The 12,494-nt window shown below is 65.6% G+C and carries 12 protein-coding genes; 5 read left to right on the top strand and 7 right to left on the bottom strand.

Annotated elements, in window-relative coordinates:
- Nucleotides 1-21: 21 nt before the first annotated feature.
- The 3 genes from glcF to KBW95_RS06720 are packed head-to-tail and all read right to left on the bottom strand — an operon-like array spanning nucleotide 22 to nucleotide 3,803.
- The gene (gene glcF / locus KBW95_RS06730; protein WP_211527789.1) at nucleotides 22-1,242 is read right to left on the bottom strand and encodes a glycolate oxidase subunit GlcF; all 1,221 of its coding nucleotides are present in this window, start codon (nucleotides 1,240-1,242) and stop codon (nucleotides 22-24) included.
- A gap of 1 nt (nucleotide 1,243) precedes the next feature.
- Nucleotides 1,244-2,299 carry a glycolate oxidase subunit GlcE gene (glcE, locus tag KBW95_RS06725; protein WP_211527788.1) on the bottom strand — a complete coding sequence of 352 codons (1,056 nt, stop codon included), beginning with the start codon at nucleotides 2,297-2,299 and terminating at the stop codon, nucleotides 1,244-1,246.
- A gap of 10 nt (nucleotides 2,300-2,309) precedes the next feature.
- Nucleotides 2,310-3,803 (bottom strand): FAD-linked oxidase C-terminal domain-containing protein, encoded by a 1,494-nt coding sequence (locus tag KBW95_RS06720; protein WP_211526137.1) that lies wholly within the window; start codon nucleotides 3,801-3,803, stop codon nucleotides 2,310-2,312.
- A gap of 81 nt (nucleotides 3,804-3,884) precedes the next feature.
- On the opposite strand from KBW95_RS06720, the gene KBW95_RS06715 reads away from it, so the two are divergent.
- Together KBW95_RS06715 and KBW95_RS06710 are read left to right on the top strand one after the other, a co-directional pair.
- On the top strand, nucleotides 3,885-4,439 hold the full coding sequence (locus tag KBW95_RS06715; protein ID WP_211526138.1) for a cob(I)yrinic acid a,c-diamide adenosyltransferase: 555 nt from the start codon (nucleotides 3,885-3,887) through the stop codon (nucleotides 4,437-4,439).
- Between the two features lie 35 nt (nucleotides 4,440-4,474).
- The gene (locus KBW95_RS06710; protein ID WP_211527786.1) at nucleotides 4,475-5,173 is read left to right on the top strand and encodes a 2OG-Fe(II) oxygenase; all 699 of its coding nucleotides are present in this window, start codon (nucleotides 4,475-4,477) and stop codon (nucleotides 5,171-5,173) included.
- A gap of 145 nt (nucleotides 5,174-5,318) precedes the next feature.
- Here the strand turns inward: KBW95_RS06710 and dxs are convergent, their stop codons facing one another.
- The 3 genes from dxs to KBW95_RS06695 are packed head-to-tail and all read right to left on the bottom strand — an operon-like array spanning nucleotide 5,319 to nucleotide 8,329.
- Complete coding sequence (gene dxs, locus KBW95_RS06705) at nucleotides 5,319-7,190, bottom strand: 1-deoxy-D-xylulose-5-phosphate synthase (protein ID WP_211526140.1); 1,872 nt, start codon at nucleotides 7,188-7,190, stop codon at nucleotides 5,319-5,321.
- On the bottom strand, nucleotides 7,191-8,084 hold the full coding sequence (locus KBW95_RS06700; RefSeq protein WP_211527784.1) for a polyprenyl synthetase family protein: 894 nt from the start codon (nucleotides 8,082-8,084) through the stop codon (nucleotides 7,191-7,193).
- Nucleotides 8,081-8,329, bottom strand: coding sequence for an exodeoxyribonuclease VII small subunit (locus tag KBW95_RS06695; RefSeq protein ID WP_211526142.1), 249 nt, complete (start codon nucleotides 8,327-8,329; stop codon nucleotides 8,081-8,083). Before KBW95_RS06695 ends, KBW95_RS06700 begins: the two co-directional genes overlap by 4 nt.
- Nucleotides 8,330-8,668: 339 nt before the next feature.
- Here KBW95_RS06695 and KBW95_RS06690 point away from each other — a divergent pair, with 339 nt between their 5' ends.
- Genes KBW95_RS06690 through KBW95_RS06680 form a run of 3 tightly spaced genes read left to right on the top strand, consistent with a single transcriptional unit; the run spans nucleotide 8,669 to nucleotide 11,565 of the window.
- Nucleotides 8,669-9,769: an aromatic ring-hydroxylating dioxygenase subunit alpha gene (locus tag KBW95_RS06690; protein WP_211526143.1), complete on the top strand. Its 1,101-nt coding sequence runs from the start codon at nucleotides 8,669-8,671 to the stop codon at nucleotides 9,767-9,769.
- Between the two features lie 12 nt (nucleotides 9,770-9,781).
- Nucleotides 9,782-10,702, top strand: a complete 921-nt coding sequence (locus tag KBW95_RS06685) for a DMT family transporter (RefSeq protein ID WP_211527782.1) — start codon at nucleotides 9,782-9,784, stop codon at nucleotides 10,700-10,702.
- 8 nt (nucleotides 10,703-10,710) lie between these two features.
- Nucleotides 10,711-11,565, top strand: coding sequence for a sulfurtransferase (locus tag KBW95_RS06680; RefSeq protein ID WP_211527780.1), 855 nt, complete (start codon nucleotides 10,711-10,713; stop codon nucleotides 11,563-11,565).
- 130 nt (nucleotides 11,566-11,695) lie between these two features.
- On the opposite strand, the gene KBW95_RS06675 is transcribed toward KBW95_RS06680, so the two are convergent.
- The gene (locus KBW95_RS06675) at nucleotides 11,696-12,433 is read right to left on the bottom strand and encodes a ZIP family metal transporter (RefSeq protein WP_211526146.1); all 738 of its coding nucleotides are present in this window, start codon (nucleotides 12,431-12,433) and stop codon (nucleotides 11,696-11,698) included.
- Nucleotides 12,434-12,494: the final 61 nt, after the last annotated feature.

Below are 12,494 nucleotides of genomic sequence, written 5' to 3'. Positions count from 1 at the left end.
AGGCCGCGATGCTACCACGCGCTAGGGAAGCGCGCGGTCGAGCAGTTCGATCCAGTGCGTGACCGGCGTCGTGGTGCCGGATTGCAGGTGGGTGAGGCAGCCGATGTTGGCCGACACGATCTCCTCTGCGCCCGTCGCCGCCAGGCTGGCCAGCTTGCGGTCGCGCAGCTCGTGGGCGATCTCGGGATGCAGGACCGAATACGTGCCTGCCGAGCCGCAGCACAGGTGATTGTCCCCGCACAGCACCACGTCGACGCCGGCCGCGTACAGCACGCTCTCGACCTTGCCGCGGATTTGCTGGCCATGCTGCAAGGTGCATGGCGGGTGGTAGGCCACCCGTTTCGTGATCTTGCCTTTCAGCTTGACCGCCAGCTCGTCCTGGAAGGCCGGCATGATCTCGGACAGGTCTTTCGTCAACGCCGAGATGCGCTTCGCCTTGGCCGCATACGCCTCGTCGTGCGCCAGCAGGTGGCCGTATTCCTTGACAGTGACGCCGCAGCCGGAGGCGGTCATGACGATCGCCTCGACCTGGTCGACATGGGGCCACCAGGCGTCGATATTGCGGCGCATGTCGTCCAGCCCGGCCGCCTGGTCGTTCAGATGGTAGCGCACCGCGCCGCAGCAGCCGGCCTTCGGCGCCGTGATCAGCTGCACGCCGAGCGCATCGAGCACGCGCGCCGTGGCGGCGTTGATGTTGGGCGCCATCGCCGGCTGCACGCAGCCGTCCAGCACCAGCATCTTGCGCGCATGCGCGCGCGCCGGCCAGCGTCCCGCGGCGCGGGCGGGCTGCAGCTTGTCCTGCAAGTCCTTGCCCAGCAGCGGGCGCACCGCCTGTCCCGTCATGAACGCCGGCTTGAACAGGCTGGTGCGCGGCAGGAATTCCTTGAGCGTGGTGCGCTTGAGCTTGTCCTTGAAGGGACGCGGCACGCGCTCCTCCACCACGCGGCGGCCGATGTCGACCAGGCGGCCATACTTCACGCCCGACGGACAGGTGGTTTCGCAGTTGCGGCAGGTAAGGCAGCGGTCCAGGTGCAGCTGGGTCTTGCGGGTCGGTTCGGCGCCTTCCAGCACCTGCTTGATCAGGTAGATACGGCCGCGCGGGCCATCGAGTTCGTCGCCCAGCAGCTGGTAGGTCGGGCAGGTGGCGGTGCAGAAGCCGCAGTGCACGCAGGCGCGCAGGATCGCTTCGGCTTCCTCGCCCTCGCGCGTGCCCTTGATGAAATCGGCGAGATTGGTTTGCATGTCAGTACATCCGTCCCGGGTTGAACACGTTCGACGGATCGAAAGAGGCCTTCAGGCGTTCGTGGATCCTGGCCAGCGCCGGCTGCAGGGGCAGGAACACGCCCACGCTCTTGTCGCCGCCGCAGAACAGGGTCGCGTGGCCGCCGCAGGCGCTCACGGTGCGGCGGATCGTGGCGGCGCTATCAGCATCGCCGCCGGCGCGCAGCCAGCGCTGCGCCCCACCCCATTCGATCAGCTGGGAGCCGCCGAGCACGATGGCGCCCGTCGTCGAGGGAACCGACAAGCGCCACAGCGCGCCCTCGCCGGCGAAGAAGGGGTGGCGCTGCTCGCGCAGGCTGGCCCAGAACGGCCCGCAATCGTTCATGACTTCGCCGCCGAGCGAGCGCACGGCGGCATCGACCGCCGCCTGGGCGCCAGACAGGCGCAGCGCCAGCACGCCGTCGTGCCAGCAGCTGCTCGACACCGGCAGCGGCTGGCCGCCCCATTCGTTGAGCTTGCGGATGGCGTCGATCTCGCTCATGCGGAAGCGCAGCGTGGTTTCGGCGAAGGGACGCGGCAACACCTTGACCGAGATCTCCAGCAGCACGCCCAAGGTGCCGAGCGAACCGGCCAGCAGGCGCGAGACGTCATAGCCGGCCACGTTCTTCATCACCTGGCCGCCGAAGCCCAGCACCTCGCCCTTCCCGTCCAGCAGCTTGGCGCCCAGCACGAAGTCGCGCACGGCGCCGCTCGCCGCGCGGCGCGGGCCCGACAGGCCGGCCGCGATGGCGCCGCCCAGGGTGGCGTCGGAGCCGAAGTGCGGCGGTTCGAAGGCCAGCATCTGCTTGCGTTCGGCCAGCACGGCTTCGATCTCGCGCAGCGGCGTGCCGCAGCGCGCGGTGATGACGAGTTCGGTGGGCTCGTAATCGACGATGCCGGCGTGGCCGCGCGTGTCGAGGATCTCGCCCTCCAGGCGCTGGCCGTACCAGTCCTTGGTGCCGCCGCCGCGGATGCGCAGCTTGTGGCCCTTGGCGGCGGCTTCCCGCACCCGTTCCTGTAGTTGTTCGATCGACTGCATGATGGCTCTCTCAGAAACGCGGAAGGTCCGGGAACGGCAGCTCGCCGCCATGGACGTGCAGTTTGCCGAATTCGGCGCAGCGGTGCGGCGTGGGGATCGCCTTGTCCGGGTTGAGCAGCATGAGCGGGTCGAAGGCGCGCTTGACCTCGAAGAAGGCGTCCAGCTCCTTGCGGCCGAACTGCACGCACATCGAATTGATCTTCTCCATGCCCACGCCATGCTCGCCGGTGATAGTGCCGCCCACTTCCACGCACAGCGCCAGGATGGCGGCGCCGAAGGCTTCGGCGCGCTCGAATTCGCCCGGCTGGTTGGCGTCGAACAGGATCAGCGGATGCATGTTGCCGTCGCCCGCATGGAACACGTTGGCGCAGCGCAGGCCAAAAGTCTGTTCCATGCCCTCGATGGCCGAGAGCACCCGCGCCAGCTGCTTGCGCGGGATGGTGCCGTCCATGCAGTAGTAGTCGGGCGAGATGCGGCCCGCCGCCGGGAAGGCGTTCTTGCGTCCGGACCAGAAGCGCACGCGCTCGGCTTCGCTCTGCGACACGGCGATGGCCGTCGCCCCAGCCTTTTCCAGCACCGCGCTCATGCGTTCGATTTCCTCGGCCACTTCCAGCGCCGTGCCGTCCGCCTCGCACAGCAGGATGGCGGCCGCGTCCTGGTCGTAGCCGGCCTTGACGAAAGGCTCGACCATGCGCACCGAGGTGCGGTCCATCATTTCCAGGCCGGCCGGGATGATGCCGGCGGCGATGACGTTGGCCACCGCGTTGCCGGCAGTGACCACGTCGTCGAAGGAGGCCATGATGACCTGGGCCACGGCGGGTTTCGGCACCAGCTTGACCGTCACCTCGGTGACGATGCCGAGCATGCCCTCCGAGCCGATGAACACGGCCAGCAGGTCCAGGCCCGGCGCGTCCAGGCTTTCGCCGCCCAGCTCGACGATCTCGCCGTCGATGGTGGCGACGCGCACGCGCAGCACGTTGTGGACCGTCAGACCGTACTTGAGGCAGTGCACGCCGCCCGAATTCTCGGCCACGTTGCCGCCGATGGTGCAGGCGATCTGCGAGGACGGGTCGGGCGCGTAATACAGGCCGAAGGGAGCCGCCGCTTCCGAGATCGCCAGGTTGCGCACGCCCGGCTGCACGACGGCGGTGCGCGCATAGGCGTCGACGCGTTCGATGCGGTTCATGCGCGCGGTCGAGATCACCACGCCATCCGCGATCGGCAGCGCCCCGCCCGACAGGCCGGTGCCGGCGCCGCGCGGAACGATGGGCACGTTCAGTTCGCGGCACACATCCATGATCGCCAGCACTTCGGCTTCGCTGGACGGCAGGGTGACGATCAGGGGCAGCTGGCGGTAGGCGGCCAGGCCGTCGCATTCGTACGGACGGGTATCTTCGGGGTCGGAGAGCACGCGGCCGTCGGGAAGCCGCTCACGCAGGGCGCTGGCGACCTGCTGCCGTCGTTCGGCATGGCTTGAATCTGATGCGGAAATGGGGGCGGACATGGTCTGATTGTAAGCACAATTGCTGCGATTTGTCGTATGCTCGGCCTATCGTTTTTTTAACACTGTACATTACAAATCATCATGGGCAATCGACTTTCTAAAATCGCGACGCGCACCGGCGACGACGGCAGCACCGGGCTGGGTGACGGCAGCCGTACCGGCAAGGACAGCGCGCGCATCCATGCGCTCGGCGAAGTGGACGAGCTGAACTCCTTCGTCGGCCTGCTGCTGTGCGAAGAGATGCCGGCCGAGCTGCGCGAAGAGCTGGTCTCGATCCAGCACGACCTGTTCGACCTGGGCGGCGAGCTGTGCATCCCCGGCTACCAGATGATCAAGGAAGAGCATGTGGCGCGCCTGGACGGCCTGCTGGAGAAGTACAACGCCGACCTGCCGATCCTGAAGGAATTCATCCTGCCGGCCGGCTCGCGCGCCGCCGCGACCGCTCACGTGTGCCGCACCGTGTGCCGCCGCGCCGAGCGCGCCATCGTGGCGCTGTCCAAGGCCGAGGAGATCCACGCTCATCCGCGTCAATACGTGAACCGCCTGTCGGACCTGATGTTCGTGCTGGCGCGCGTGCTGAACCGCTTCGCGGGCGGCTCGGACGTGCTGTGGCAGCACGAGCGCAAGCGCGGCTGAGATTTACACTTACAACAACTACGGAGACGGCAGCGGTGGACGACTTTATCGGAGTGTATGACGGCGCCCTGAGCCCGGAGCAGTGCGACGCCCTGGTGGCGCGTTTCGACGCCAGCGACAAGGTGGGGCGCGGGCGCACCGGCATGGGCGTGGACGTGGAAAAGAAGGACAGCTACGACATCACGATCACCCAGTTCCCGGAGTGGAACGACGTGAGCGGGATGCTGCTGCAGACCATGTCGCGCCACCTGGAAGAGTACATCGACCGTTACCGCATGCTGGTAATGGGCTCGCTCTCCCCTTCCCTGGCCCATCCGCAGACCGGCAAGCCGACGGCGCTGTCGATGGAGAACTTCGACGAGGTGGGCAAGCCGCATCTCGAGGAGCTGATGCGCACCCTGTACCGGCCGGGCACGATCAACCTGCAGAAGTACATGAAGGGATCGGGCGGATATCACCACTGGCATTCGGAGATTTACCCGCAGAATGCCTCGTGCGAGACGCTGCACCGGGTGCTGCTGTGGCAGTTCTACCTGAACGATGTGGAGGAAGGCGGGGAGACCGAGTTCCTGTACCAGCAGCGCAAGATCGCGCCGAAGAAGGGACGGCTGGTGATCGCGCCGGCGGGGTTCACGCATACGCACAAGGGGCATGTGCCGACGAGCGGGGACAAGTATATTGCGACGTCGTGGATTTTGTATCAGCGGGCGGAGACGCTGTTCGGCAAAGCTTGAGCGTTGCGTTACCCCCAAAACCGTCATTCCGGCCTTCGCCGGAAGTCGTAGGCGCCAGTGGCGCGTACGACGGTTTTGGGGGTAACAATGAAAAAGGGGTTCTGGCTTACGCACAGAACCCCTTTTTGCATCTGGACGCTCAGCGTCAGATATTGTTGACCACCAGCCTCGGCTCCCCACCCGCAAACCGCTGGCGAATCGACGCCGCGATGCCTTTGGCATCCAGCCCCACCGAGGCCAGCAGCGCCGCAGGATCGCCCTGGTCGATGAACTTGTCCGGCAAGCCCAGCATCAGCACCTTCTTGGCCAGGCCCTCAGCGGCCAGCGCTTCGGCCACGGCAGCGCCCGCGCCGCCCATGATGCAGCCCTCTTCCACCGTCACGATGTACTCGTGATCTTTCGCCAGGCGCTTGACCAGCTCCACATCCAGCGGCTTCACGAAGCGCATATTGGCCACGGTCGCGTTCAGCTCTTCGCCGGCCGCCAGGCTCGGCGCCACCATCGAACCGAAGGCCAGGATCGCGATGTCCTTGCCCTCGCGGCGCACCACGCCCTTGCCGATCTCGATCGAGCTCAGCTCCTGCTGGATCGCCGCGCCGACACCGGCGCCGCGCGGATAGCGCACCGCCGCCGGACCCGGGTAGTGATACCCCGTGGTCAGCATCTGGCGGCATTCGTTCTCGTCCGACGCGGCCATGACGACCATGTTCGGGATGCAGCGCAGGTAGGCCAGGTCGTAGTTGCCCGCGTGGGTCGCGCCGTCGGCACCCACCAGGCCCGCGCGGTCGAGCGCGAAGGTCACGTCCAGGTTCTGCAGCGCCACGTCGTGGATCAGCTGGTCGTAGGCGCGCTGCAGGAAGGTCGAGTAGATCGCCACGACGGGTTTCAAGCCTTCGGTGGCAATGCCCCCGGCGAATGTGACCGAATGCTGCTCGGCGATGCCCACGTCGAAGTAGCGCGACGGGTATTCCTGGTGGAAGCGCACCATCCCCGAGCCTTCGCGCATCGCCGGCGTGATGCCGACCAGGCGCTTGTCGACGGCCGCCATGTCGCACAGCCAGTTGCCGAACACTTCGGTGTAGGTGATCTTGCTCGGCGCGCTGGCCGGCTTGATGCCTTCCGCCGGATTGAACTTGCCGGTGCCGTGGTACAGGATCGGCTCGGCCTCGGCCAGCTTGTAGCCCTGGCCCTTCTTGGTCACCACGTGCAGGAACTGCGGGCCCTTGAGCTTCTTGATGTTCTCCAGGGTCGGAATCAGGGATTCCAGGTCGTGGCCGTCGATCGGGCCGATGTAGTTGAAGCCGAATTCCTCGAACATCGTGGCCGGGACCACCATGCCCTTGGCATGTTCTTCCAGCTTGCGCGCCAGGTCCAGCATCGGTCCCGGCAGCACGCTGCGGCCGACGTTCTTGGCGGCGGCGTAGAACTGGCCGCTCATCAGGCGCGCCAGGTAGCGGTTGAGCGCTCCCACCGGCGGCGAGATCGACATGTCGTTGTCGTTCAGGATCACCAGCAGGTTGATGTCGTCTTCCACGCCCGCGTTGTTCAGGGCCTCGAAGGCCATGCCGGCGGTCATGGAGCCGTCGCCGATGACGGCGATGGCGTGGCGGTCCTCGCCTTTCAGCTTGGCCGCCTGGGCCATGCCCAGGGCCGCCGAGATCGAGGTCGACGAGTGGGCGGTGCCGAAGGTGTCGTACTCGCTCTCGTCGCGCTTCGGGAAGCCCGACAGGCCGTTCAGCTGGCGCAGGGTCGGCATGCGCTCGCGGCGGCCGGTGAGGATCTTGTGCGAATAGGTCTGGTGGCCCACGTCCCACACGATGCGGTCGCGCGGGGTGTTGTACACGTAGTGCAGCGCGATGGTCAGCTCGACGGTGCCCAGGTTGGACGACAGGTGCCCGCCGGTCTTGGAGACCGAGTCCAGCAGGAACTGGCGCAGCTCATGGGCGAGCGGGGTCAGTTGCGTGCGCGGGAGCTGGCGCAGGTCGGCGGGTTCGTTGATGGTTTCTAGCAGTTTCATTTATGCCTTCCGCTGCACGATCAGGTCCGCGAGTTCGCGCAGCCGCTGTGCTTGTTCTCCGAATGGCGCCAGCGCCTCATGCGCTTCGCGCCGCAATTGCTCGGCCAGCGCCCGCGACGGCTCCAGCCCAAGGATCGACACATAGGTCGGCTTGTTGTCCGCGGCATCCTTGCCGGCGGTCTTGCCGAGCGTGGCCGAATCGGCCGTCGCGTCGAGCACGTCGTCCACCACCTGGAAGGCCAGGCCGATGGCTTTCGAATAGGTGGCCAGCGCTTCCAGCTCGCGCGGCTCCAGGTCGCGGCCGGCCATGGCGCCGAGGATGACCGAGACGCGCAGCATGGCGCCGGTCTTGAGCTGGTGCATGCGCTCCAGTTCTTCGCGGGTCAGGGACAGGCCGACGCTGTCCAGGTCGATCGCCTGGCCGCCGCACATGCCGGCGGAGCCGGCCGCTTCGGCCAGCAGGCGCAGCATGCCGACGAGGCGCGCGGGCGGCAAGGTGTCGGCCTCGGCCAGCACCTGGAAGGCCTGGGCCTGCAGCGCATCGCCGACCAGCAGCGCGGTCGCTTCGTCATAGGCCACGTGCACGGTCGGCTTGCCGCGGCGCAGGTCGTCGTCGTCCATGCAGGGCATGTCGTCGTGGACCAGCGAATACACGTGGATCATTTCCACTGCCGAGGCAACGCGCGCCAGCGCGCGGCGGTCGGCGCCGAACAGGTCCCCGCTGGCGTAGGCCAGCAGCGGGCGCACGCGCTTGCCGCCGCCGAGTGCGGTGTAGCGCATCGCTTCGTTCAGCTTGTGCGGGATGGCGGCGGCTTCGGGCAGGAAGGTTTCGAGCGCGCGCTCGACATCCGCCTGGACGTCCTGGACCCAGGCGCTGAAGGCGAGTTCCGTCATTGCGCGCCCTCTTCCTCGCCGTTCGAGAACGGCTTGAGCATGTCGCCTTCCAGGACCTTGACCTGGGCCTCGACCTTTTCCAGCTGGGCGGCGCAGTATTTCACCAGTTCCGAGCCACGCGCATAGGCGGCGACCGAAGCTTCCAGCGGCAACTGGCCGGATTCCATCTGGGTGACCAGCTGGGCGAGCTCGGCCATGGCTTCCTCGAAGGAGGCGGGCGGCGCGGCGGTAATCGTGTTTGACATAGAATTGTTTCGTGAAGGCGGCATCAGTTGTGCGCCATGGGTCGGTCCAATCGCGTATTTTAGATCAATCCACTCTTCGAGGGGTGCGCGCGTTGCACCTACCGCAACTAGTTTACCAGGCCATATTTTAGCCGAATCCCCTTCCTCCTCATGAAAACGATGCCGTTCAGGCAATTTTTGTGCACCCCCGTGCCACATTCCCGGGCAGGTCCGAGACTGTAGAGCCTGTTACGCGGTATAATCTCCGGTTCTGTCCGAAATACCGTATTCCTTTTTCCAAAATACTGGTCTTTGGATTCTTTCTTCTCTTTGGTATCGATTAATTAAAGGGGGGTTGGGATGTCCGATCTGGCTACCCACGCCAAGCTGGCGCGCTCCTGCGCTCAGCTTCCGGTAAACGTTTACTTTGACGAAGCGCTGCTGCAGCGCGAGATGCAGCAACTGTTTCAGAAGGGCCCGAGGTACATCGGCCATGAGCTGATGGTCCCGGAAATCGGTGATTTCGCGACTCTCGCTTCCGAACACGAAGGCCGCATGCTCGTGCGTAATGCAGGCGGCATCGAAGTCCTGTCCAACGTCTGCCGTCACCGCCAGGCGCTGATGTTCAATGGCCGCGGCAACGCGAACAATATCGTGTGCCCGCTGCACCGCTGGACCTACGACCTGAAGGGCGAACTGATCGGCGCGCCGCATTTCGCGGAAACGCCGTGCCTGAACCTGTCGAAGACGCCGCTCCAGAACTGGAACGGCCTGCTGTTCGAGCAGAACGGCTACGACGTGATGGACAAGCTCAAGAACATGGAGGTCACGAAGGACCTCGATTTCACGGGCTATATGTTCGACCACGTCGAGATCCACGAGTGCGACTACAACTGGAAGACCTTCATCGAGGTCTACCTGGAGGATTACCACGTCGAGCCCTTCCACCCGGGACTGGGCAACTTCGTCTCGTGCGACGACCTGAAGTGGGAATTCGGCCGCGACTACAGCGTGCAGACCGTGGGCGTGAACCGCGCCCTGCAGAAGGCCGGCTCGCCCGCCTACAAGAAGTGGCAGGAACAGGTCCTGAAGTTCAACAACGGCCAGCCGCCGAAGTATGGCGCCATCTGGCTGACCCTGTACCCGAACATCATGGTCGAGTGGTATCCGAACGTGCTGGTGGTGTCGACCCTGTGGCCGGTCGGCCCGCAGAAGACGCGCAACGTGGTCGAGTTCTACTACCCCGAGGAGTTCGTGCTGTTCGAGCGCGGCTTCGTCGAGGCCGAGCGCGCCGCCTACATGGAAACCGCGGTCGAGGACGACGAGATCGCGCTGCGCATGGACGCCGGCCGCAAGATCCTGCTTCAGCGCGGCGTCAACGAAGTCGGCCCCTACCAGTCGCCGATGGAAGACGGGATGCAGCACTTCCATGAGTGGTACCGCAGCAAGCTGGAGCTGTAATCTAGGAATCTGATGCCCTCTCTCTGGATGTTGTTCGCCAGCTTCGCATTTGCCGCCATGGGCGCGGGTGTGAAGCTGGCTTCCGAGTTCTATTCCACCTCCGAACTCCTGATGTACCGAGGCCTGATCGGCACGGTCATGCTGATGCTGATGGTGCGCCACCAGGGCGGCACCTTCAAGACTCCCTTCCCGAAAGCCCACATCTGGCGCAGCGTCGTCGGCGTCACCTCGCTGTGGCTATGGTTCTTCGCCATTACCCGCCTGCCACTGGCCACCGCCGTCACGCTCAACTACATGGCGCCGATCTGGATCGCCGCGTGGATGTTCGCCATGGGCTGGTGGATCGGCACCAAGCATGCCGAATGGCCGCTGGTGCTGGCGATCGGCATGAGCTTCGTCGGTGTGATCCTGGTGCTGCAGCCGGCCGTCGAAAGCCAGCAGTGGCTGGGCGGCATGGCCGGCGTATGCTCCTCGGTGATCTCGGCCATGGCCTACATGCAGGTGCGCAGGCTGGGGCAGATGGGCGAGCCGGAGTACCGCGTGGTGTTCTACTTCTCGCTCACGACAACCCTGACCGGCCTGGCCGGCACGCTGCTGGGCGACGGGCCGAAGGACGCGCTCTTCCATGCGCATACGCCATATAGCGCGGCGCTGCTGCTGGGGATCGGCTTCTCCGCCCTGCTGGCGCAGATGGCGATGACGCGCGCCTACCGCGTGGGCAAGGTGCTGGTGGTGGCCAACCTGCAGTACACCGGCATCGTATTCTCCAGCCTGTGGGGTGTGGCCCTTTGGGGCGACACCTTCGACTGGCATGTCTGGCTGGGCATCGGCGTCATCCTCGCCTCCGGCATCGCCGCGACGTTCTACAATACGCAGAAGACGGCCCGCGGGGCCGTGCAGGAAAAGACCGATCCGATCGCCAGCGAAACCTGAGGAGCCGTATGTTCAAGACCCTGATCACCGCCCTGGATGTGGCTGCCCACATCGACGACCCGAACTGGATCGTGGTGGACTGCCGCCACGACCTGATGAACCTGTCCGCCGGCCGCGAAGGCTACGCCATCGGCCACCTGCCGAACGCGGTGTTCGGCGACATGGAAACCGAGCTGTCGGGCTCGAAGTACGGGACGGACGGCGCCTTCCGCGGCCGTCATCCGCTGCCGGACAAGGAAGCGCTGGCCGAGCTGCTGCGCAGCTGGGGCGTGAACGACGATTCCCAGGTCGTGGCCTACGATGCCCATGGCGGCATGTACGCGGCGCGCCTGTGGTGGATGCTGCGCTGGCTCGGCCACGAGGCCGTGGCGGTGCTGGACGGCGGCATGGCGGCCTGGCAGTCGCTGGGCAAGCCGCTCACGACCGATGTGCCGGCGCGCGCGCCGGGGCGCTTCACGATCAGGGCGCCGTTCGTGCCGACCGTGACGGTGGCCGAGGTGGTGGAGAACCTGGACAAGGGCGAGCGCATCGTCATCGATGCGCGCGCTCAAGACCGCTTCCGCGGGGAGAACGAGACCATCGATCCGGTGGGCGGGCATATTCCCGGGGCGCGGAATCGCTTTTTCAAGGATAACCTGCAGGCGGATGGGCGCTTCAAGTCGCCTGAAGAGCTGCGTGAAGACTTCTCGAAAGTGATCGATGATCCGGCCAAGGCGATCATGCAGTGCGGGTCGGGTGTTACCGCCTGCCACAACCTGCTGGCGCTGGAAGTGGCGGGGATGCCGGGTGCGGCGCTGTATCCGGGGTCGTGGAGCGAGTGGGTGGGCGATGCGGCGCGGCCTGTTGCTAAAGGTTCTGATTGATCACGCAAACTTAGGTCCCGGCCTTCGCCGGGACGACGACTCAAGCGTTAGTGGCAAGCTCTAAAACCGTCGTTCCGGGACTCGGCGTCCCCCTCGGCCGGAACCTAAGTTCGCCGAGCAGCTACAAACTTCAAACCAGCCGCTTCAGCACCAACACCACACCCACCCCCAGCGCCACCAGCGCCACCTGCGGCAGAAACTCCCGCGGCGTCGTCCGCCGCTGCATCTGCGGCATCAAATCCCCCACCGCGATATAAATGAACCCCGACGACGCGAACACCAGCACGTAGGGAATCAGCCCGCTCGCATTATCGAGCGTGAAGTAGCCCAGCAATCCCCCCGCCACCGACATCAGGCTGCACAGCAGGTTGAACACATACGCGCGCAGGCGCGAAAAGCCCGCGTTGAGCAGCACGATGAAGTCCCCGATCTCCTGCGGAATCTCGTGCGCGACAATCGCCAGCGCGGTCACGATCCCGAGTTCAGGATTGGCCAGGAAGGCCGCCGCGATCAGGATGCCGTCGGTGAAGTTGTGCATCGCGTCGCCCAGCAGGATCATCCAGCCGGACTTGCCCGCCTCGTGCTTGTCGTGCCCATGGGCGTGATGATGCCCGTCGCCCTCGTGGTGGTGCGAATGGCGCAGGATCGCCAGCTTCTCGAGCACGAAGAAGGTCAGCAATCCCCCCAGCAGGGTCGCGAACAGGCTGCGCGTATTGGCCCCGGATTCGAAGGCGTCCGGCAAGGCATGCAGCAGCGAGGTCGCGAGCATGATGCCCACCGACAGGCTGACCATCCGCTCCACCGCCTTCGAGAGCAGCGCGAACGAAAAAATGGCCGCCCCGGTGATGCTGAGGACACCGGCGACCATGGTCGCCAGCAGGATGGAGCCGAGAATGGGATCGATTTGTAAGCCTCTTGTACTGGTCTTG

This window comes from Massilia sp. ZL223 (assembly GCF_018119395.1).
Taxonomy (GTDB): domain Bacteria; phylum Pseudomonadota; class Gammaproteobacteria; order Burkholderiales; family Burkholderiaceae_D; genus Telluria.
The sequence above is the reverse complement of the archived record's forward strand: the minus strand, read 5'-3'. Positions and strand labels throughout refer to the sequence as shown.

Bases quoted from the DNA above. Each gene is read 5' to 3' on its own strand.
- KBW95_RS06700 (WP_211527784.1), bottom strand. From the start codon at position 8,084: ATGACGGAACTCGCCTTCAGCGCCTGGGTCCAGGACGTCCAGGCGGAT.
- glcF (WP_211527789.1), bottom strand. From the start codon at position 1,242: ATGCAAACCAATCTCGCCGATTTCATCAAGGGCACGCGCGAGGGCGAG.
- dxs (WP_211526140.1), bottom strand. From the start codon at position 7,190: ATGAAACTGCTAGAAACCATCAACGAACCCGCCGACCTGCGCCAGCTC.
- KBW95_RS06675 (WP_211526146.1), bottom strand. From the start codon at position 12,433: ATGGTCGCCGGTGTCCTCAGCATCACCGGGGCGGCCATTTTTTCGTTC.
- KBW95_RS06695 (WP_211526142.1), bottom strand. From the start codon at position 8,329: ATGTCAAACACGATTACCGCCGCGCCGCCCGCCTCCTTCGAGGAAGCC.
- glcE (WP_211527788.1), bottom strand. From the start codon at position 2,299: ATGCAGTCGATCGAACAACTACAGGAACGGGTGCGGGAAGCCGCCGCC.
- KBW95_RS06680 (WP_211527780.1), top strand. From the start codon at position 10,711: ATGTTCAAGACCCTGATCACCGCCCTGGATGTGGCTGCCCACATCGAC.
- KBW95_RS06715 (WP_211526138.1), top strand. From the start codon at position 3,885: ATGGGCAATCGACTTTCTAAAATCGCGACGCGCACCGGCGACGACGGC.
- KBW95_RS06690 (WP_211526143.1), top strand. From the start codon at position 8,669: ATGTCCGATCTGGCTACCCACGCCAAGCTGGCGCGCTCCTGCGCTCAG.
- KBW95_RS06685 (WP_211527782.1), top strand. From the start codon at position 9,782: ATGCCCTCTCTCTGGATGTTGTTCGCCAGCTTCGCATTTGCCGCCATG.
- KBW95_RS06720 (WP_211526137.1), bottom strand. From the start codon at position 3,803: ATGTCCGCCCCCATTTCCGCATCAGATTCAAGCCATGCCGAACGACGG.